Below are 21748 nucleotides of genomic sequence, written 5' to 3'. Positions count from 1 at the left end.
CATGAGCTGGAAGCTGATGCACCGGCTGCCGGTGCTGCTGGAGCAGGAGGCATTTCAGCCGCTGCGCAGCTATCTGCATGACGACGACGATCAGCGCAAACTCTACCAGCTCAGCGCGCGCGTGGCGGATCTGTTCGACCAGTATCTGGTCTACCGCTCCGACTGGCTGAACCGCTGGGAGCGCGGCGAACAGGTGGACGGGCTGAGCGATGCTCAGCAGTGGCAGGCGGCGCTGTGGCGCGATCTGGTCGAATTCACGCGCAGCCTCGGTCAGCCGATGTGGCATCGTGCCAACCTCTATGCACGGTTTATTCAGGCGCTGGAGCAGGCGTCAACGCCGCCGCCGGGGCTGCCGCAGCGCGTCTTCATCTGCGGTATCTCTGCGCTGCCGCCGGTTTATCTGCAGGCGCTGGAAGCGCTGGGCCGCCACATTGATATTCACCTGCTGTTTACCAATCCCTGTCGTCACTACTGGGGCGACATTCAGGATTACGCCTTCCTCGCGAAGCTGCAGAGCCGCCAGCGGCTGCGCCTGCATTCGCAGGAGACGCAGCCGCTGTTCCGCGATCCGGATGCCGCGCCAGCGCTGTTTAACGAACTGGGCGAGCAGCAGCTGAGCAATCCACTGCTGGCCTCGTGGGGCAAGCTGGGCCGTGACAACCTGTTTCTGCTGAGCCAGATGGAGTCAGCCGCCAACGACATCGATGCGTTTGTGGAGATGTCACCGGATAATCTGTTGCACTGCCTGCAGGCCGATCTGCTCAATCTTGACGATCGCGCGGTGATTGGGCTCAGCGCTGGCGAGCTGGCCGACAGCATGGACAAGCGCCGGCTCGATCCGCACGATCGTTCCATCACGCTGCAGGTGTGTCACAGCGCCCAGCGTGAAGTGGAAGTGCTGCAGGATCACCTGCTGGCGCTGATGGAAGCCGATCCGGAGCTGAAGCCGCGCGATATCATCGTCATGGTGGCAGACATCGACAGCTACGCGCCTTTTATTCAGGCGGCTTTTGCCAGTGCGCCGCCTGAGCGCTATCTGCCGTTCGCCATTTCTGACCGGCGCGCCAGTCAGGCGCATCCGGCCATCCTCGCGCTGCTCAGCCTGCTGGCACTGCCGGACAGTCGCTTTGCCTCAGAAGAGGTGCTGGCGCTGCTGGAGGTGCCGGCGCTGGCACAGCGTTTCTCCGTCGAGGAGAGCGGCCTGCGCCTGCTGCGCCGCTGGGTGATGGAATCCGGCATCCGCTGGGGACTGGATGACGCCAGCGTGGAAGCGCTGGCGCTGCCGGTCACCGGCCAGCACACCTGGCGCTTCGGCCTGCAGCGTATGCTGCTGGGCTACGCGCTGGAAAGCCGCAACGGTGACTGGCAGGGCATTCTGCCGTATGACGAATCCAGCGGCCTGATCGCCGAGCTGGCGGGTCATCTGGCCGAGCTACTGGCGCGGCTCGACAGCTGGCGCACGCGCCTTGCGCAGACGCGCACCCTGGCCGAATGGCTGCCGCTGTGCCGCGAGCTGATCGACAGCTTCTTCAGCGGCGATGCCGACAGCGAGGCGGCGCTGCTGCTAGTCGAAACGCAGTGGCAGGAGATCATTGAACAGGGGATGCAGGCCGCTTATCAGCAGCCGATTCCGGTCACGCTGCTGCGCGATGAGCTGCGTTCGCGCCTGGATCAGCAGCGCATCAGCCAGCGTTTCCTGGCCGGGCCGATCAACTTCTGTACGCTGATGCCGATGCGCTCCATCCCGTTTAAAGTGGTGTGCCTGCTGGGCATGAACGACGGCGTATATCCGCGCACCCTGGCGCCGCTCGGTTTTGACCTGATGCAGCAGCAGACGCGGAAAGGCGATCGCAGCCGGCGTGATGATGACCGCTATCTGTTCCTTGAAGCGCTGATCTCGGCGCAGCAGCAGCTGTACATCAGCTACATTGGCCGGGCGATTCAGGACAACACCGAGCGCTATCCCTCGGTGCTGGTGACTGAACTGGTGGATTATCTGGCGCAAAGCTTCTGTCTGCCGGGCGATGAAGCCTGTGAGCCGGACGTCAGTGAGCAGCGGGTGCGGGCACATTTGCAACGCCTGCACAGCCGCATGCCGTTTGCAGCGGAAAATTTTCAGCCGGGAAGCCACGTGCAGAGCTTCGCCGCAGAATGGTTGCCGGCGGCGACCGGCAGCGGCGTGGCGCAGCCCGGGTTTGTCCAGCCGCTGCCGGTTCAGCCGCTGACCACGCTGTCGCTGGAGCAGCTGCTGCGCTTCTGGCGTCATCCGGTGCGGGCGTGGTTTCAGCAGCGCCTCGGCGTGGCTTTCTGGATGGAGGAGAGCGAACTGCCGGACAGCGAACCGTTCGCACCGGACAGCCTGGAGCGCTATCAGATCAACGCTGAACTGCTCAATACGCTGGTCAACGGTGACGATCCGGCCCAGCTGTATGCGCACCATCGCGCCGCCGGTAATCTGCCTTACGGCGCCTTCGGGGAACTTTTCTGGCAAAGCCAGACCGAAGAGATGCAGGAAGTGGCGGCGGAAGTGAGCGCGCAGCGGCTGCCGGCGGAGAGCTGGGAAGTCAACCTGACGCTGGGCGCAACGCAGTTGACCGGCTGGCTGACTCAGGTGCAAGCTGATGGGCTGCTACGCTGGCGGCCGGGCGTGCTCAACATCAACGATGGCCTGCTGCTGTGGCTGGAACATCTGGTGTATTGTGCGCTGGGCGGCAACGGCACCAGCCGCATGTACGGTCGCAAACAAAGCCGCTGGCGCTTCGCGGCGGTGGCACCCGCCCAGGCGCAGGCGCAGCTGGCTGAATATGTGGCCGCCTGTGAGGCAGGTCTGGCGCAGCCGCTGCTGCTGCTGAATAAATCCGGCGGCGCCTGGCTGGACGCCAGCTTTGACAGCAAATCTGGCCAGCTTCAGGAAGATGACGCCACGCAGAAAAAGGCGCTCAACAAGCTGTTGCAGGCGTGGCAGGGTGGCTACCAGGTTGAAGGCGAAGGCAGCGATCCCTATCTGCAGCGCCTGTGCCGCACGCTGGACGAGCCGACGCAGCAGCAGATCATCGCTGCGGCGCGTCAGTGGTATTTGCCGGTGCGCCTCGCGCATCAGGATGATGAATAGCAACGGAAGTGCGGCCTGTACCTTGGCAGCCACCGTCATATAAGAAAGTGTTTGAGTATCCCGACCGGCGCAACGCCGGCGGATAAGGGTAACGTTAAGGGGTTGAAATGCGGATTTACGCACGCTGGATAGGAGCGCTGCTGCTGAGCATGCTGGCGCTGAATGCCTTTGCCGACGACGGGCGCGGCTGGCAGCCGATTGATGAAACCATCCGCAAGAGCGATCACGATCCGCGCAGTTATCAGGCCATTACCCTGAGCAACGGCATGACGGTGCTGCTGGTGTCGGATGCTGCCGCGCCGAAATCGCTGGCAGCGCTGACGTTACCGATCGGTTCTCTGGACGATCCCGACAGTCAGCTGGGCCTGGCACACTATCTGGAACACATGGTGCTGATGGGGTCAAAAAATTATCCGCAGCCGGATAACCTGGCGGAGTTTCTCAAGAAGCATGGTGGCAGCCACAATGCCAGCACAGCCTCGTACCGCACCGCGTTTTACCTGGAAGTCGAAAACGATGCGCTGCAACCGGCGGTGGATCGTCTGGCGGATGCGATTGCGCAACCCCTGCTCGACCCGACCAACGCGGACCGCGAGCGGCATGCGGTTAACGCTGAGCTGACGATGGCACGCTCGCGCGATGGGCTGCGTATGGCGCAGGTTGGCGCGGAAACCCTCAACCCGGCGCACCCCGGCTCGCGTTATTCGGGCGGTAATCTTGATACCCTGAGTGACAAACCCGACAGCAACCTGCATCAGGCGCTGCTCGATTTCTATCATCGCCACTACTCGGCGAATCTGATGAAAGCGGTGATTTACAGTAACAAACCGCTGCCGGAGATGGCGACGATCGCTGCCGAGACTTTTGGTCGCGTGGCCAATCATCAGGCCAGCGTGCCGGATATTACCGTGCCGGTGGTCACCGATGCGCAGAAAGGCATCATCATTCATTACGTACCAGCGCAGCCGCGCAAGCAGCTGAAAATTGAGTTTCGCATCGCCAACGACAGCGACCAGTTCCGCAGCAAAACCGACACCTTAATCAGCTATCTGCTGGGCAACCGCAGCAAAAATACCCTGAACGACTGGTTGCAGCAGCAGGGACTGGCGGATGGCGTCAATGCCGGCGCGGATCCGATGACCGAGCGCAACAGCGGCGTGTTTGCCATCTCGGTTTCGCTGACCGACAAAGGTCTGGCGCAGCGCGATCGCGTGGTGGCTGCAGTATTCAGCTACCTTGATATGCTGCGCAAACAAGGCATCGACAAGCGCTATTTCGATGAAGTTGCGCACGTGCTGGCGCTGGATTTCCGCTATCCGTCGATTACCCGCGATATGGATTACATAGAGTGGCTGGTGGATACCATGCTGCGCGTGCCGGTGACGCACACGCTGGATGCGCCTTATCTGGCCGACCGCTATGATGCGGCCGCGATCAACGCCCGTCTGGCTGAGATGACGCCGCAGAACGCCCGCATCTGGTACATCAGTCCCGCTGAGCCGCACAACAAACAGGCTTACTTTGTGAATGCGCCTTATCAGGTGGATAAAATCAGCGCCACGCAGTTCAGCGACTGGCAGCAGCAGGCGCAGCAGATTCCGCTGTCACTGCCGACCCTGAATCCCTACATTCCGTCGGATTTCGCCCTCATCCCCTCTGACGGTAAGCACTACGATCATCCGGTGGCGCTGACCAATGGTGACAGCATGCGCATCTACTGGATGCCGAGCCAGTTCTACGCCAGCGAGCCGAAGGCCGCTATTACGCTCGCGCTGCGTAACAAATCCGCGATCAGCGATGCGCGCCAGCAGGTGTTGTTTGGTCTCAACGACTACCTCTCCAGCCTGGCGCTGGATGAGCTGAATTCGCAGGCTTCGGTGGGCGGCATCAGCTTCTCTACCGGTGAGGACGACGGGCTGGTGTTCAATGCCAGCGGCTTCACCCAGCGCCTGCCGGAGCTGCTGAAAAAGCTGGTTGAAGGCTACGCCAGCTTCCAGCCGGATGCGCAGCAGCTGGAGCAGGCGAAATCCTGGTATCTGGATCGGCTGGAAGCGGCGGAAAAGGGCAAAGCGTTTGAACAGGCGATTCAGCCGATGCAAATGCTGTCCCAGCTGCCTTATACCGAGCGTGAGGCGCGACGCCAGCTGGTGAAACAGATCACGCTGCAGGAGGTGATGGATTACCGCGATGCGCTGATCCAGCACGCCACGCCGGAAATGATGGTGGTCGGCAACCTGTCGGCCGATCGCGTCAGGCAGCTGGGCGAAGAGCTTAAACAGCAGCTGCACAGCGCGGGGCATGGTTACTGGCACAGCGATTATGTGGTGGTGGATAAGCCGATCAAAGCCAACCTGCAGAAAACCGGCAGCAGCACCGACTCGGCGCTGGCGACGCTGTATGTGCCGCTCGGCTACAGCGAGTATCAAAGTATGGCTAACAGCACCATGCTGAGCCAGATTGTGCAGCCGTGGTTCTACAATCAGCTGCGCACCGAGGAGCAGCTGGGCTATGCGGTGTTCGCTTATCAGATGCCGATTGGTCGCCAGTGGGGCATTGGCTTCCTGCTGCAAAGCAACAGTAAACCGCCCGCTTATCTGCTGCAGCGTTTCCAGGCGTTCTATCCGCAGGCGGAACAGCGTCTGCGCAGCATGAAAGCGGAGGATTTCGCCCAGTATCAGCAGGCACTGATCAACGATCTGAAACAGCGTCCGCAAACGCTGGATGAAGAAGCCAACCGCTACAGTCGTGATTTCAATCGCCAGAACTTCGCGTTTGATACGCGCGAAAAAGCCATTGCGCAAATTCAGCAGCTGACACCGGCCAGCCTGGCTGACTTTTTCCATCAGGCCGTGCTGGCGCAGCAGGGCATGGCGATGATCTCGCAGATTGGCGGCAGTCACGATGGCACCCACGATGCGGATTACGCGCCGCTGCCGGGCTTTACCACCTGGGATGAAGTCGCCCGGCTGCAGCAGTCGCTCTCCGTGAAGAGTGATGCGCCATGAGTCAGCGCCCTGAATCGCTCAATCCCCTGACGCTGCCGCTGCAGGGTGAGCGTCTGATTGAGGCCTCCGCCGGCACCGGTAAGACCTTTACCATTGGTCTGCTCTACCTGCGTTTGCTATTGGGACTTGGCGGACCGAATGCCTATGCGCGCCCGCTGTCGGTGGAAGAGATTCTGGTGGTGACCTTTACCGAAGCCGCCACCGCCGAACTGCGCGGCCGTATCCGGGAAAATATTCATGAGCTGCGGCTGGCGTGTCTGCGCGGCGTCAGCGCAAATCCGATGCTGATGCAGCTGCTGGCCGACATTGCCCAGCCCGCTGAGGCGGCCTCGCTGTTGCTGGCAGCTGAACGTCAGATGGACGAGGCGGCGATTTTCACCATTCACGGCTTCTGCCAGCGCATGCTCAATCTCAATGCGTTTGAGTCCGGTATGCTGTTCGAGCAGCAGCTGATTGAAGATGAACAGCTGCTGTTGCGTCAGGCGACGGCGGATTTCTGGCGGCGCCACTGCTATCCGCTGACGCTGGATATTGCGCGCGTCATCGTTGCGGAATGGAGCGGGCCGGAACAGTTATTGTCGACGCTGCGCCCGTGGCTGCAGGGCGAGTCGCCCAGCCTGCGCCTGGCACCGCACGACAGTGAAACCCTGACATCGCGCCACAGCAGCAACCTGGCGCGTATTGCCGAAATGAAAGCGCAGTGGCGGGCGCTGGGCGAAGAGGTGCTGACGCTGGTCGGGCAGTCTGACGTCGATAAGCGCAGCTACAGCAGCAAAAACCTGCCGCTGTGGGTCAGCAAAGTCAGCGCCTGGGCGCAGAGCGAGACTGAGGATTATCAGATTCCCGCCGAGCTGACGCGTTTCGGTCAGCAGGTGCTCAATGAAAAAACCAAAAAGGGCGCGCCACCGCAGCACCCGTTGTTTGCCGCCATAGATACGTTCCTGGCGCAGCCGCTGTCGCTGCGCGATTTGGTGATTGCACGCGCGCTGGTGGAGGTGCGTCACGCGGTGCGTAAAGAGAAACGCCTGCAGGCGCTGCTGGGGTTTGACGATCTGCTGAGCCGGCTGGACGAGGCGCTGCAACAGCCCGGCGGCGAGCAGCTGGCGCAGGCGATTCGCCAGCGCTTTCCGGTGGCGCTGATTGACGAATTCCAGGATACCGACCCGCTGCAGTACCGTATTTTCCGCACGCTCTATTTACAGCAGCCGCAGCATGCGCTGCTGCTGATTGGCGACCCGAAACAGGCTATCTACGCCTTCCGCGGTGCGGACATCTTTACCTATATTCGCGCGCGCAGTGAAGTTCACGCGCACTACACGCTGGATACCAACTGGCGCTCGTCACCGGCGATGGTGGAGAGCGTCAATCAGCTGTTTATGCGCCAGCCCGCACCGTTTCTGTTTGCGGACATCCCGTTTCTGCCGGTCAATGCCGCGCCGCCCAATCAGCGTTTGTCGCTGAGTATCGACGGCGAGGAGCAGGCCGCGCTGCGCTTCTGGCTACAGCCGGGCGCAGGCTGCAGCGTCAGCGAATACCAGCAGCTGATGGCGCAGCAGTGCGCCGCCGATATCAGCCGCTGGCTGCAGGCGGGTCAGCAACAGCGCGCGCTGCTGGGCAAAACGCCCGACCAGCGGCCGGTGCAGGCCTCGGACATCACGGTACTGGTACGCAGCCGGAACGAAGCCAATCTGATTCGCGCCGCGCTCAATCAGCTCGGCATCCCTTCGGTGTATCTCTCCAACCGCGACAGCGTGTATACCACGCCCGAGGCGCGAGAACTGCTGTGGCTGCTGCAGGCGATCCTCGCGCCCGAGCAGGAGCGGATGCTGCGCACCGCGCTGGCCACGTCGCTGTTTGCCTTTGATGCCGCGCAGCTGGACGCGCTGGATCAGGATGCACGCGGCTGGGATGCGCTGGTGGATACCTTTGCCCGCTGGCAGCAATTGTGGCACCAGCGTGGCGTACTGCCGATGCTGCGTCAGCTGATGCTGGAGCGCCAGCTGGCAGAAAACCTGCTGGCCTCAGAGAATGGCGAGCGTCGCCTGACCGATCTGCTGCACCTCGGCGAACTGCTGCAGGAGGCGGCGGCCCAGCTCGACAGTCCGCACGCGCTGGTGCGTTATCTGGCGCAGCAGATCGCCCGACCAGACAGCCAGTCGGCCAGCCAGCAGCTGCGGCTGGAGAGCGACCGCCACCTGGTGCAGATTGTCACTATCCATAAATCCAAGGGGTTACAGTATCCGCTGGTGTGGCTGCCGTTTGCCGCCGGTTTCCGCGAGACCGATATCGCGCTCTATCACGACCGCGAGCATTACAACGCGGTGCTGGATTTGCAGAATGATGAGCAAAGTCTGGTGCTGGCAGAGCAGGAGCGGCTGGCAGAGGATTTACGCCTGCTGTACGTGGCGCTGACGCGTTCGGTGTATCACTGCAGCGTCGGCGTGGCACCGCTGTTTCGCGGCACGCGCAAGAAAGAGGGCGAGAGCGATTTACATAAAAGCGCGCTGGGTTTCCTGCTGCAGCGCGGCGAGCCGGCCACCGCAGAACAGCTGGCGAGTTTACTGCACGACATCAGCGTGACCGGAACCGAAGTGGTGCTGGCGCAGCCGCAGGGCCATGAACGCTGGCAGGCGCTGGACGAGGTTGACGATGAGCTGGATGCGCGCAGGGTCACGCGCGCGCTGGCCGATCCGTGGCGTGTCACCAGCTACTCCGGGCTGCAGCAGCACGGCAGTCACCGTCTGCTGGATGTGATGCCGGGCTTCGATGCGGAAGCGGTCGGGGAAGATCGCGAGGCGGAAGTGCTGGAAGCCGCGCTGACGCCGCACCATTTCCCGCGTGGCGCAGCGCCCGGGACTTTCCTGCATACGCTGTTTGAATCGCTCGACTTCACCCAGCCGCCTTCAGCGCCGCAGCTGGAACAGCAGTTGCAGCAGAGCGGCTATCCGCTGCACTGGCAGCCGATGCTGAGCGAGTGGATTACCCGCGTGGTGAACACGCCGCTCAACACTGAAGGGATCCGGCTGAGCGACATCACACCGGGCAATCGCCTGATCGAGATGGAGTTCTATCTGCCGATTGATGGACTGCTGACGGCACCGGCGCTGGACGCGTTGATGCGGCAGGATCCGCTGTCGCGTCAGGCGCCGCCGCTCGACTTCCGCCAGGTGCAGGGCATGCTGAAAGGCTTCATCGACCTGGTATTTCGCTGGCAGGGCAAATACTATCTGCTGGATTACAAATCTAACTGGCTGGGCGAGAGCCATCAGGCATACACACCGCAGGCGATGGCGCAGGCGATGATCGACCACCGTTACGATTTGCAGTATCAGCTGTATACGCTGGCACTGCATCGCTATTTGCAGCACCGCCTGACGGATTACGATTATGAACAGCATTTTGGCGGCGTATTCTATCTGTTTTTACGCGGCATGGATGGCAGCTCGCCGGATAACGGGGTGTTCCATACCCGACCGACGTCAGATTTCGTTTCACAACTGGATAGCCTGTTTCACGGGCCGGGAGCAGCAGCATGAGTAGCATGAGTACGCTATTGGCACAGGCGGCAGAACTGCGCCTGCTGCGGGCGCTGGATATTCAGTTTGCCAGGCTGCTGGCCGACGACGATCGGCCCGCGCATCTGCTGGCGGCTGCCTGTCTCAGCGCGGAAGCCGGTGACGGTCACGTCTGCCTGCCGCTGTCGCAGCTTACCCGCGAAGGGCTGTTCAGCGGTCGTCATCCGGAGCTGGCGCACGCCATCTGGCAGGCCGCCGGCGAGCCGCAGGACTGGCCAACGCTGCTGGCGGACTGGCAGGCGCTCAGCGCCAGCGATCGCCCGGCACCGGTGGTGCTGCGTGATAACCGGCTCTATCTGCACCGGCTCTGGCATCACGAAGGGGAAGTGGCGCGCTTCTTCCAGCCACAGGCGGCGCCGCAGCTGTTTGCGCCCGAACAGGTGCGCAGCGTGCTGGATACCTTTTTCGGCAGTCAGCCTGAGGACTGGCAGAAAATTGCGGCGGCGGTGGCGCTGACGCAAAAAACCGCGGTGATCTCCGGCGGGCCTGGCACCGGCAAAACCACCACGGTGGCGAAGCTGCTGGCGGCGCTGATTCGCCTCAGTGAGGGAACGCTGCGCATTCAGCTGGCCGCCCCTACCGGTAAGGCGGCGGCGCGGCTCACCGAGTCGCTGGGTAAGGCGCTGCGCAGTCTCGACGTCAGCGATGGTGAGCGCCAGCGTTTTCCGGCAGAAGCCACCACGCTGCACCGTTTACTCGGTGCCCAGCCGGAGACGCAGCGCCTGCGCTACCACGCCGGTAATCCGCTGCATCTCGACGTGCTGGTGGTCGATGAAGCCTCGATGGTCGATCTTGGCATGATGGCAAACCTGATCGCCGCGCTGCCCGCTCACGCGCGGGTGATTTTTCTCGGCGATCGCGACCAGCTGGCCTCGGTTGAAGCCGGTGCGGTGCTCGGAGATATCTGCCGCTGTGCCGAGGCGGGCTACAGTCCGGTGCGCGCGTTGCAGCTCACCACGCTGACCGGCTGCGAGGTTGCCGGCACCGATGATGCGGTGGCCCCGGCGGTGCGCGATGCCATCTGCCTGCTGCGCAAAAGCTACCGTTTCGCGGCGCACTCCGGCATCGGTCAGCTGGCTGCGGCGGTCAACGCCGGCGAAGCGCAGGCGGTCGAGGCGGCCTTTCAGGCGGGCTTTAGCGATATCGTGCGCCAGCCGCTCAACGATGCCGAAGCGTATCAGGCGATGCTGACGCAGATTGCCGAAGGCTATCGGCCATTTCTCCAGCTGATTAACCAGCGTGCCGCACCGGCCGAGGTGATTGCTGCGTTTGGCCGTTATCAGCTGCTGTGCGCGCTGCGCGAAGGGCCATTTGGCGTGCAGGGGCTCAATCAGCGTATTGAGCATAAGCTGATGCAGCTGCAGCTGATTCGGCGTCCCGCAGGGGGCAGCCGCTGGTATCAGGGGCGTCCGGTGATGGTGACGCGTAACGACAGCGCGCTCGGCCTGTTCAATGGTGACATCGGCATTACGCTGTTCGATGAGGAAGGGCTGCTCAAGGTGTTCTTCCCGCTGCCTGATGGCAGCATCAAAGCGGTACAGCCAAGTCGCCTGCCGGCCCATGACACGGCATGGGCGATGACGGTGCACAAATCACAGGGTTCAGAGTTTGACCACACCGCGCTGGTGATGCCGGCTCAGTTCCTGCCGGTACTGACGCGCGAGCTGATATACACGGCTATTACCCGGGCGCGCAGCCAGCTGACGCTGTTCAGTGATGAAGCGGTGTTCCGGCGTGCGGTGCAGTTGCGCACGCAGCGGCGCAGCGGGTTGCTGGATCGCTTAGGGGGAGAAGAGGGCAGATGATTGCGCCGCCGCGGGGAATAGCCCTCAGCGGCGCTTTGATGAGCAGTGGCGCTTAGCGTAAGTCTGCCATCAGCACTTTGGAACGACGCTGATAGTTGTACATCTGCTTTTTGCTTTCAGGCAGCGACTCAATATCCACCGGCGTGAAGCCGCGCTCCTGGAACCAGTGGATACTGCGCGTGGTCAGCACGAACAGCTTCTTCAGCCCCATCTGCCGTGCCTGTAGCGCCACGCGCTCCAGCAGCAGCTCGCCGCGTGACGAGCTGCGATAGTCGGGGTGCACCGCCACGCAGGCCATCTCGCCGATTTGCTCGTCCGGGAACGGATAGAGCGCCGCGCAGGCGATGGTCATATTGTCGCGCTGAATAATGGTGAATTTGTCGATCTCCATCTCCAGCTGCTCGCGCGAACGGCGCACCAGAATGCCCTGCTGCTCCAGCGGACGAATCAGTTCGAGAATCCCGCCGATGTCGTTGATGTTGGCGCGGCGAATCTGCTCGGCCGACTCCATGACAATCTGCGTACCGATACCGTCACGCGAGAACAGTTCCTGCAGCAGTGCGCCATCTTCCTGATAGCTAATCAGATGGCTGCGGCGCACGCCGCTGCGGCAGGCTTTGACCGCGCCACGCAGGAAGCGCACGGTACCGGAGAGAAAATCACCGTCGCTCTCCATTTCATCAATACGCGTCTGCGCCTCGTTCGGGAACAGCTCGGAAATGATGGTGCCTTCGCGGTCGGTTACGCCCTGTTCGGAGCAGAAACCGATCATCTTCTCGGCTTTCAGCTTAATCGCCAGCTGCGTCGCTACCTCTTCCGAGGTCAGGTTAAAGCTCTCGCCGGTCACCGAGACCGCCACCGGCCCCAGCAGCACAATGGCATTGTTATCCAGCTGACGATGGATCGCCTCTTCGTCAATCCGGCGGATGCGGCCGCTGTGGCAGTAATCGACGCCGTCATCCACGCCCAGCGGCTGAGCGATGATAAAATTACCGCTCACCACATTAATATGCGCGCCCTGCAGCGGCGTATTATTCAGGCTCATCGACAGACGCGCCGTAATATCGAGCTGTAAACGCCCGGCCGCCTGCTTCACCAGCTCCAGCGATTGGGCATCGGTCACGCGCGTGTGTTTGTGATAAATCGGTTCCAGCTGCTGCTGCGCGAGGCTGGCATCGATCTGCGGCCGCGCGCCATAAACCACCACCAGGCGAATGCCGAGACTATGCAACAGGCCGATATCGTTAACGATGCTGGAGAAGTTCTCATGCTCGATGGCCTCGCCACCCAGCATGATGACAAACGTCTTGTCACGGTGGGCATTAATATAGGGAACGGTATGGCGAAAACCCTGAACCAGTTCGGTACTGCGTTCCTTCACGGCAAACCCTCTGTGAATGGTTATTCGAAATTTATGTATTTTTATGCTCTTTCGCCGCTTTTTGCAAGCATCGGACCTGACGTTACTTTACGATTTTCCTGATGCAAGCCACGCTAACAGACTGCATTATCTGGTTTTTCCGGCAAGACAAGACATTCCTCATTGAATAAAGTTTTCGCCTTCTGCTCGTCAACTGACGATTTTTTAGACATAACACAGTAGCTGGAGCGGCATGTCCGAAGCTTTTACCCGAAGACGACTTTTACAGGGCGCAGGTGCGCTGTGGTTGCTAAGCGTGACGCGCAGCGGTTTTGCGGCCAGTCAGCACATTGTGGCCGTGCGCATCTGGCCATCCTCGACTTACTCGCGCGTGACGCTGGAATCCAGCGTCGCGCTGCACTATAAGCAGTTCACGCTGAGCAATCCCGAACGGCTGGTGATCGATATCCAGAACCTGCATATCAACAGCGCGCTGAAAGGCATCGATAAGCTGGTGCGGGTGGACGATCCCTACATTAAAACCGCGCGCGTCGGTCAGTTCGATCCCACCACGGTGCGTGTGGTGCTGGAGCTGAAGCGCAGCGTGGCACCGAAAACCTTCACCCTCGATCCGGTCGCCGGTATTCGCCACCGGCTGGTGGTCGATCTCTATCCCAGCCAGTCGTCACAGGAAGAGGATCCGCTGCTGGCGTTACTGAAGGATTACAACCAGGGCGAACTGGAGCGCGATCAACCGGCGCAGGCGCCGCTACCGGGCAAAGCCGGGCGCGATCGGCCGATTATTATCATGATCGATCCCGGTCACGGCGGGGAAGATCCCGGCGCGCACGGCAAGTACAAAACGCGCGAGAAAGATATCGTGCTGAAGATTGGACGCTATCTGAAAGCGCTGATCGACAAAGAGCGTAATATGAAGGCTTACATGACGCGCAACGAAGATGTGTTTATACCGCTGCGCGTGCGGGTAGCGAAAGCGCGCAAGCAGCGCGCCGATCTGTTTGTCTCAATTCACGCCGACGCCTTTACCAGCCGGGCGGCGCGTGGCTCTTCGGTCTTCGCGCTCTCCACCAGCGGCGCAACCTCGGCCGCTGCGCGCTTTCTCGCCCAGACGCAGAACGAAGCGGATTTGATCGGCGGGGTCAGCATGAGCGGCGATCGCTATCTCGACCACACCATGTTCGATATGGTGCAGCGGCAGACCATCAGCGACAGTCTGAAGTTTGGCAAAGAAGTGCTGACGCGCATGGGCCACATTAACCACCTGCATAAACGCACGGTGGATCAGGCCGGCTTTGCGGTGCTGAAAGCGCCGGATATCCCGTCGATTCTGGTGGAAACGGCGTTTATCAGTAACGTTGAAGAGGAGCGGAAGCTACGTACGCCGCGCTATCAGCATCAGGTGGCGGAAGCCATTCTGCATGGTATTAAGGCGTATTTTGACAAAGGCGGCGTGCTGGCACGGCGTTAGGGCAGGGCGGCAACGATGCCGCTTTTTTACCGGGCGCAGAAACAAAAAAACACCCGTCAGGGTGTTGTGATGTTCTTCCGCAGAAGAAGTGGTTGCGGGGGCCGGATTTGAACCGACGACCTTCGGGTTATGAGCCCGACGAGCTACCAGGCTGCTCCACCCCGCGTCCGTGGATGCGCACTATACACCGGGCGTATGATGATGCAACCCCTTTTTTGCGTTAAAGCGCTAAATAGACAAACAGTTGCTGAATTATTTGGCCATTGGGCGATTTATTATACAGATGTGAGCGCGCTAGCCTGCGGCAGATTTCATTCTGTCTGCCCCTTTGCTATCGTCGCCGTGCAAACAACCAGCTTAAAAAGAGAAGGTAATGAAAGGACATTGGGCGAAGTATGCACTTACTGGCGCATTTCTGGCGCTGTTAGCCGGTTGTAGCTCTAAGCCGACCGATCGCGGTCAGCAATATATTGATGGCAAGCTGGAGCAACCGCTCGGGCTGGTGAATGAGCCGAACGCCAAAGGGCGTCCGGTCAATGGCCGTGATTTCGGCCTGCAGGTGCAGCAGATCCAGTCGGCGTCGTCCGGTCTGTATGGCCGCAACCTCGGCACTTACAGTGCGATTCAGAACTGGCTGCTCTCCGGCGCCGATACGCGTCAGCTGCGCCAGTTCGGCCTGAACGCCTATCAGATGGAAGGCACCGACAGCTACGGCAACGTACAGTTTACCGGTTACTACACACCGGTGGTGGAAGCGCGTTATACCCGTCAGGGCGAATTCCAGTATCCGATTTATCGCATGCCGCCGCGTCCGCGCGGACAGAAGCTGCCAAGCCGCGCTTCTATCTATAGTGGCGCACTGGATGAGCGTTATGTGATTGCCTGGAGCAATTCGCTGATCGACAACTTTATGATGGACGTGCAGGGCAGCGGCTATGTCGATTTCGGCGATGGCCGTCCGCTGCGTTTCTTCGGCTACGGCGGCAAGAACGGCTGGGCTTACCACAGTATTGGCAAAGAGCTGATCGATCGCGGTGAAGTGAAGCGCGAAGACATGTCGATGCAGGCGATTCGGCAGTGGGCGCAGGAGCACTCGCCGCAGGAAGTGCGCAACGTACTGGAAACCAACCAGTCGTTCGTGTTCTTCAAGCCGGAAGAGTATGTGCCGGTGCGCGGCGCCAGTGCGGTACCGCTGATTGCCAAAGCCTCGGTGGCGTCCGATCGTTCGCTGATTCCCGCCGGTACGGCGCTGCTGGCTGAAGTGCCGCAGCTGAATGAGAAGGGCAAATTCAACGGCAAATATGAGATGCGCCTGATGGTCGCACTGGACGTGGGCGGCGCGATCAAAGGCCAGCACTTCGATATCTACCAGGGCGTCGGCCCGGATGCGGCGCATCTGGCGGGCTTCTACAACCATTATGGCCGCGTCTGGGTGCTGAAAGCCGCACCGGGAACCGGCCAGCCGCTGTTCAGCAATCCGCAAAACGGCAATAATGGTTCATTGATTATCGGCGCAAATTGATAGGCTGCGCACCCTGGGTTTGTCGGGTGCGCGTCCGCGCATCGTACTAAAAGGTTAGCTATGAAAGTTGTCAGCGACGCCTGGCGCCAGCGATTTGGCGGCACGGCGCGTCTCTACGGGCAGGAAGCACTGCAGCGTTTTGCCGACGCGCATTTCTGCGTCATCGGCATCGGCGGCGTCGGTTCCTGGGCGGCCGAAGCGCTGGCGCGCACCGGCATCGGTAAAATTACCCTGATCGACATGGACGATGTGTGTATTACCAATACCAACCGTCAGATTCATGCGTTGCAGGGGCATGTCGGCCAGGCGAAAACCGAGGTGATGGCGCAGCGTATTCACGCCATCAATCCGGAGTGTGAGGTGATCTGCATCGATGACTTTATCACGCCGGACAATACCGCGGAGCTGATGGCGGCGGGGTTCGACTATGTGATTGACGCGATTGATAGCGTGCGCCCCAAGGCTGCGCTGATCGCCTGGTGCCGGCGTAATAAGATCCCGCTGATCACTACCGGTGGCGCCGGCGGACAGATCGATCCGACGCAGATTCAGGTCAGTGACTTAGCCAAAACCATTCAGGATCCGCTGGCTGCCAAACTGCGCGAGCGGCTGAAAAGTGATTTTGGCGTAGTGAAAAACAGCAAGGGTAAACTGGGGATCGACTGCGTGTTCTCTACCGAGGCGCTGGTATATCCGCAGCCGGACGGCAGCGTATGCGCTTCGCGCAGCACGGCGGAAGGGCCAAAGCGCATGGACTGTGCCGCCGGCTTTGGTGCGGCCACCATGGTGACCGCCACCTTTGGTTTTGTTGCGGTGTCGCACGCGCTGAAAAAATTTCTCGCGCGCGCGGCGCGTCAGTCTGCCTGATGCGCGCGGGCGGCGCGCTGTACCGCCTCAGCCAGCGCCTGTAAACCACTGCTGCGCGAGGCGCTCAGCTGCGCGCGCAGCCCTAAGGTATCAAACAGCGCCAGCGGGTCTGTGGCTAACAGCGCCGCGGGCGTTTTTCCTTCCACCGCTGTCAGCAGCACCGCCAGCAATCCGCGCACGATGCGTCCCTCGCTGTCACCGTAAAAATGCAGCGTACCGTCGGCCCGCTGCTGGCTGCTGAGCCAGACGCGGTTTTCGCAGCCGGAGAGCTCAATTTCCGCCGTTTTCAGCGCTTCCGGCAGTGCCGGCAGCTGGCGGCTGAGCTGAATCAGCTGGCGGTAGCGATCTTCCCACTGATGAAAATGGGCAAACTTCTCCGTCAGGCTGGCTTCGGTAATCAGGTCACCAAACGGATGGGAGGCAAGCAGGGCTGATATCATTACGTTACTCACTCAGTAAATCCACGGCATGGTGCATGGCGCGCACCAGCGCGTCCACGTCCTGCAGATTATTATAGGGGGCAAATGAGACGCGCAGCGTGCCGCTGACGCCAAGCGCCGCCATCAGCGGCTGGGCACAGTGCTGGCCGGCGCGCAGCGCGATGCCCTGTTCCGCCAGCAGCGTCACGATATCGCTGTGGTGAATACCGGCGATATCAAACGCCAACAGGCTGGCGCTGCCGCAGCGGAAACTGCGGAAGCCGGGAATAGCGCTGAGTTGCTCTTCGGCAAGGCTGGCCAGCTGCTGGCTCCAGCGTTCGGCTTTCCCGGCATCATACTGTGTCAGCCAGTCCAGCGCCGCACTCAGCCCGACCACGCCCGCCACGTTCGGCGTGCCTGCTTCAAAGCGCCACGGCACCGGCTGCGGCGTGAAGCCGCTGAAATCGACCTGCGTCAGCATTTTGCCGCCGCCCTGCCACGGCGGCATCGCGTCCAGCAGCTCCGCTTTGCCGTACAGCACGCCAGTGCCCATCGGGCCGTACAGCTTGTGCGCGGAAAAGGCGTAGAAGTCGATATCCAGCGCCTGCACATCCGGCGGGCAGTGCACCACGCCCTGCGCGCCATCCATCATCACTTTCGCCCCGACGCCGTGCGCCAGCGTAATCGCCTGCGCCAGATCCGGACAGCCGCCGGTCACGTTAGACATCTGACCTATCGCCAGCAGCCGGGTGCGCGCGTTGAGCAGCTGCGGCAGCAGGGCGATATCCGGTCGCCGGTCAGCGCCAATCGGCCACTTTATCACTTTCGCACCGCTGGCCTGCGCCACCATCAGCCACGGCACCAGATTGGCGTGGTGCTCGGCTTCGCTCACCACAATCTCGTCGCCCGGCTGCAGGCGCGGTGCCAGCCAGCTGTGCGCCACCAGGTTGATGGATTCCGTGGTGCCACGCGTCCAGACGATTTGCCGATCGTCCGCCGCCTGCAGCCAGTGCGCCACGCGCGCACGCGCCTGTTCATACTGTGCCGTCAGCGCGCGGGCAGCGGCGAACTGGCTGCGGTGGACGGTGCCGCCGCTCAGCGAATAAAACTGCGCGGTCGCGTCAATCACCGCCTGCGGCTTCAGCGCGGTGGCGGCGCTGTCGAGATAAACACCCGCATCGCTCAGCGCGGGAAACTGCTGACGAAACTCGCCAGGAGAGAAATGGGTCATACTCAGCTCACTTACTTGGATGTTAGGACCAGGCTGAAAGCCACGCCGTGGCCTGGCAAAGCTGGAAAAGCGCGTTATGCTAATTATTGCAAGGTTTGAACCGAAACCCGCATAACGAATCGGTCTGTTCCAGTCGATCGCTCTGTTTGCTGCCACTGGTCAGCGCACGCGGGTGGTTTAATGCAATCAATCTGCAAGGAGATAGAAGATGAATAAACTCGCCGCAGTGCTGGCCGTGTGCACCATGGCCTTTACCCTGGCCGCCTGTTCCAGCAACTACGTCATGCATACCAATGATGGTCGCACCATTGTTGCGGATGGCAAACCAAAAGTTGACGATGAAACCGGTATGATCAGCTATAAAGATGCCAATGGCAACGAGCAGCAGATTAACCGCTCAGATGTGAAAGAGATGGTGGAAATGGGCCAGTAAGCCCGGTTAGCAGGTAAAAAAAAGCACCGCAATTTGCGGTGCTATTTAAAATCACTATGGACAGACAGGGTAAATCTACAGGAATTAAAAGTTTGATCTGCAATCGTCAGATCAAAATGCAAACACAACATCACGACCACAAGCCAAAAGCTCTCTAAAAGTCTGCGATCTCTCGCACGTTTCCAGAAATCTTTTCGTTCCGGCTCAGGAAGTGCGGCAACTATAGGTATTTGCTGGAGCTTCCTCAACGGACAAATTATAATGTCTCGGATTAAAAAATCTAATACGTAACGACTTTGTATAAGTTGCAGTGTTACGCTGTCAATCCGGGTACGGAAAACCATGTCAAAACGCCTTCCGCCGCTTAATGCTCTTCGCGTCTTCGACGCTGCGGCCCGTCATTTGAGCTTCACCAAAGCCGCTGAGGAGCTGTTTGTCACCCAGGCGGCTGTCAGCCATCAGATTAAATCGCTGGAAGATTTTCTCGGTCTCAAGCTGTTTCGCCGGCGCAATCGTTCGCTGTTACTGACCGAAGAGGGTCAAAGCTACTATCTCGATATCAAAGAGATTTTTTCGGCACTGAACGATGCCACGCGCAAACTGCAGGCGCGCAGTGCCAAAGGGGCTCTCACCGTCAGCCTGTTGCCGAGTTTCGCCATTCAGTGGCTGGTTCCGCGCCTCTCCAGCTTTAATCTGGCTTATCCGGGCATTGATGTGCGTATCCAGGCGGTGGACCGTGATGAGGAGAAGCTGGCCGACGATGTCGACGTGGCGATTTTTTACGGCCGCGGCAACTGGCCCGGTTTGCGGGTAGAAAAATTGTATGCCGAATATCTGCTGCCGGTGTGCTCGCCGCTGCTGCTGACCGGCGACAACCCGCTCAAATCACCGGCCGATCTGGCGCATTTCACGCTGCTGCATGACGCCTCGCGCCGTGACTGGCAGTCCTATATTCGTCAGCTGGGCTTGCAGCACATCAATGTTCAGCAGGGGCCGATCTTCAGCCACAGCGCCATGGTGCTGCAGGCGGCGATCCACGGCCAGGGCGTGGCGCTGGCCAATAACGTGATGGCGCAGAGTGAAATTGAGGCCGGACGTCTGGTCTGTCCTTTCAACGATGTCTTAGTGAGTAAAAATGCTTTTTATCTGGTTTGTCATGACAGCCAGGCAGAACTGGGTAAAATAGCCGCCTTTCGGCAGTGGATTCTGGAAAAAGCCGCAACTGAACAAGAAAAATTCCGCTTCCGCTACGATCACTAACGCGTTGCCTGCCGCACAGTGATGTGCGGTTTCACCTTGAGGATAAATGAATGTCCAGTCGTGCCATGTTTATATTTGCCGCCATCAGCGGCTTTCTGCTGGTGGCGTTTGGTGCTTTTGGGGCGCACGTGCTGAGCAAAGCGCTCGGCGCGGCCGAGATGGCGTGGATCCATACCGGCCTTGAATATCAGGCGTATCATACGCTGGCGATTATCGGTATTGGCGCAGCGATGCTGCGTCGCGCCAATATCTGGTTTTACTGGAGTAGCGCCGCGATGGCGCTGGGTATCGTCCTGTTCAGCGGCAGCCTGTATTGTCTGGCGCTGTCGCACCTGAAGTTTTGGGTGTTTGTTACGCCGGTTGGAGGCCTGTGCTTCCTGATTGGCTGGTTTTTGATGTTGATTGGCGCGCTGCGTCTGAAACGAAAGGCAGATCGCCATGAATAAAGTTTTACTCTATTGCCGCCCGGGATTTGAGAAAGAGTGTGCGGCAGAAATCAGTGCCAAAGCAGCGGAACGCGAAATCTACGGTTTTCCGCGCGTTAAAGATGACGCCGGTTACGTGCTGTTTGAGTGCTATCAGCCGGAAGAGGCGGAAAAACTGATCGCCACGCTGCCGTTCGCGGAGCTGATTTTTGCCCGGCAAATGCTGGTGGTGGGCGAGCTGCTGCGCGATCTCCCGCCGGAAGATCGTATTACCCCGATCGTCGGCATGCTGAGCGGCGTAGTGGAGAAGGGCGGCGAGCTGCGCGTTGAAGTGCCCGACACCAATGAAGCCAAAGAGCTGACCAAATTTTGCCGAAAGCTGACGGTACCGCTGCGCGCCAGCCTGCGCGACAGCAAAATCCTGCTGAATTATGAGAGCAATAAACGTCCGGTGGTGCATGTGTTCTTTATCGCGCCGGGCACCTGCTACGTTGGTTATTCGCTGCCGCACAACAACTCGCCGTTTTACATGGGCATTCCGCGCCTGAAGTTCCCGGCCGATGCGCCAAGCCGCTCTACGCTGAAGCTGGAAGAAGCATTCCATGTGTTCGTGCCGGCCGATGAGTGGGACGAACGGCTGGGCAGCGGCATGTATGCGGTCGATCTTGGTGCCTGCCCCGGCGGCTGGACCTATCAGCTGGTAAAGCGCAGCATGTGGGTCTACGCGGTGGATAACGGCCCGATGGCGCCGAGCCTGATGGATACCGGACAGGTTACGCACTGCCGCGAAGACGGGTTCAAATTCCGCCCGCCGCGCAGCAACATCAGCTGGCTGGTGTGCGACATGGTGGAAAAACCGGTGCGCGTCGCCAGCCTGATGACCGAATGGCTGGTCAACGGCTGGTGCCGTGAGGCGATCTTCAACCTCAAGCTGCCAATGAAAAAGCGCTATGAAGAAGTCACGCAGAATCTGGCAATGATGGACGCGGCGCTGAAGGAGAAGGGCGTAAACGCGCAGATCCAGGCGCGCCAGCTGTATCACGACCGCGAAGAAGTGACCGTGCATGTGCGCCGGATTTGGGCGGCAGTCGGCGGACGGCGCGACGAACGCTAGTTCTGCTTCAATCGCAGCGTTGGCTGCGCCTGCTCGCCCCGGTCACATACTGATGTATGCTCCCGGGGACTCCCAGGCTTGCCGCCTTGCGCTTGCACAAATTAGCTGCACTAACCCGTAGCGGCGCGATT

Annotated in this window: 14 protein-coding genes and 1 tRNA gene; 11 read left to right on the top strand and 4 right to left on the bottom strand. The window is 60.4% G+C overall.

From position 1 onward, the window contains the following. The 4 genes from recC to recD form a co-directional block, all read left to right on the top strand. Nucleotides 1-3112 (top strand): exodeoxyribonuclease V subunit gamma (gene recC / locus ERD80_RS19175; RefSeq protein ID WP_136548109.1); only part of this gene is annotated, 3112 nt, incomplete at its 5' end. Between the two features lie 107 nt (nt 3113-3219). Beyond that, nucleotides 3220-6117, top strand: coding sequence for a pitrilysin (gene ptrA, locus ERD80_RS19170; protein ID WP_136548107.1), 2898 nt, complete (start codon nt 3220-3222; stop codon nt 6115-6117). After that, entirely contained in the window at nt 6114-9653 is a 3540-nt protein-coding gene (gene recB, locus ERD80_RS19165; RefSeq protein ID WP_136548105.1) for an exodeoxyribonuclease V subunit beta, read from the top strand. The genes ptrA and recB overlap by 4 nt, the downstream gene beginning before the upstream one ends. Then, complete coding sequence (recD, locus tag ERD80_RS19160; protein WP_136548103.1) at nt 9650-11497, top strand: exodeoxyribonuclease V subunit alpha; 1848 nt, start codon at nt 9650-9652, stop codon at nt 11495-11497. Before recB ends, recD begins: the two co-directional genes overlap by 4 nt. Before the next feature lie 52 nt (nt 11498-11549). Here the strand turns inward: recD and argA are convergent, their stop codons facing one another. Then, complete coding sequence (gene argA, locus ERD80_RS19155) at nt 11550-12878, bottom strand: amino-acid N-acetyltransferase (protein ID WP_021506712.1); 1329 nt, start codon at nt 12876-12878, stop codon at nt 11550-11552. Nucleotides 12879-13110: 232 nt separating this feature from the next. On the opposite strand from argA, the gene amiC reads away from it, so the two are divergent. Continuing rightward, nucleotides 13111-14346 (top strand): N-acetylmuramoyl-L-alanine amidase AmiC, encoded by a 1236-nt coding sequence (gene amiC / locus ERD80_RS19150; RefSeq protein ID WP_104093652.1) that lies wholly within the window; start codon nt 13111-13113, stop codon nt 14344-14346. A gap of 89 nt (nt 14347-14435) precedes the next feature. Here amiC and ERD80_RS19145 read toward each other — a convergent pair. Further along, nucleotides 14436-14512, bottom strand: a tRNA-Met gene (locus ERD80_RS19145). A gap of 207 nt (nt 14513-14719) precedes the next feature. On the opposite strand from ERD80_RS19145, the gene mltA reads away from it, so the two are divergent. Both mltA and tcdA read left to right on the top strand, forming a co-directional pair. After that, on the top strand, nt 14720-15868 hold the full coding sequence (mltA, locus tag ERD80_RS19140) for a murein transglycosylase A (protein WP_021507388.1): 1149 nt from the start codon (nt 14720-14722) through the stop codon (nt 15866-15868). Between the two features lie 60 nt (nt 15869-15928). Beyond that, a complete protein-coding gene (gene tcdA, locus ERD80_RS19135) occupies nt 15929-16735 on the top strand; it encodes a tRNA cyclic N6-threonylcarbamoyladenosine(37) synthase TcdA (protein ID WP_021507387.1) in 807 nt (268 codons plus the stop codon). On the opposite strand, the gene csdE is transcribed toward tcdA, so the two are convergent. Both csdE and csdA read right to left on the bottom strand, forming a co-directional pair. Beyond that, nucleotides 16723-17175 carry a cysteine desulfurase sulfur acceptor subunit CsdE gene (gene csdE, locus ERD80_RS19130; protein WP_136548101.1) on the bottom strand — a complete coding sequence of 151 codons (453 nt, stop codon included), beginning with the start codon at nt 17173-17175 and terminating at the stop codon, nt 16723-16725. The two genes, tcdA and csdE, sit on opposite strands and share 13 nt — an antisense overlap. A gap of 4 nt (nt 17176-17179) precedes the next feature. After that, nucleotides 17180-18385, bottom strand: a complete 1206-nt coding sequence (gene csdA / locus ERD80_RS19125) for a cysteine desulfurase CsdA (RefSeq protein WP_136548098.1) — start codon at nt 18383-18385, stop codon at nt 17180-17182. Between the two features lie 208 nt (nt 18386-18593). On the opposite strand from csdA, the gene ERD80_RS19120 reads away from it, so the two are divergent. The 4 genes from ERD80_RS19120 (at nt 18594) to rlmM (ending at nt 21617) form a co-directional block, all read left to right on the top strand. Further along, nucleotides 18594-18818: a YgdI/YgdR family lipoprotein gene (locus ERD80_RS19120; RefSeq protein ID WP_010616412.1), complete on the top strand. Its 225-nt coding sequence runs from the start codon at nt 18594-18596 to the stop codon at nt 18816-18818. Between the two features lie 342 nt (nt 18819-19160). Then, a complete protein-coding gene (locus tag ERD80_RS19115; protein WP_010616414.1) occupies nt 19161-20078 on the top strand; it encodes a transcriptional regulator GcvA in 918 nt (305 codons plus the stop codon). Nucleotides 20079-20128: 50 nt separating this feature from the next. Continuing rightward, nucleotides 20129-20524, top strand: coding sequence for a DUF423 domain-containing protein (locus ERD80_RS19110; RefSeq protein ID WP_021507384.1), 396 nt, complete (start codon nt 20129-20131; stop codon nt 20522-20524). Continuing rightward, nucleotides 20517-21617, top strand: a complete 1101-nt coding sequence (gene rlmM, locus ERD80_RS19105) for a 23S rRNA (cytidine(2498)-2'-O)-methyltransferase RlmM (RefSeq protein ID WP_021507383.1) — start codon at nt 20517-20519, stop codon at nt 21615-21617. The genes ERD80_RS19110 and rlmM overlap by 8 nt, the downstream gene beginning before the upstream one ends. The last annotated feature ends 131 nt before the right edge of the window (nt 21618-21748 follow it).

The sequence above is a fragment of the Pantoea sp. R102 genome, assembly GCF_004916815.1.
GTDB classification, from domain to species: domain Bacteria; phylum Pseudomonadota; class Gammaproteobacteria; order Enterobacterales; family Enterobacteriaceae; genus Pantoea; species Pantoea dispersa.
The sequence above is the reverse complement of the archived record's forward strand: the minus strand, read 5'-3'. Positions and strand labels throughout refer to the sequence as shown.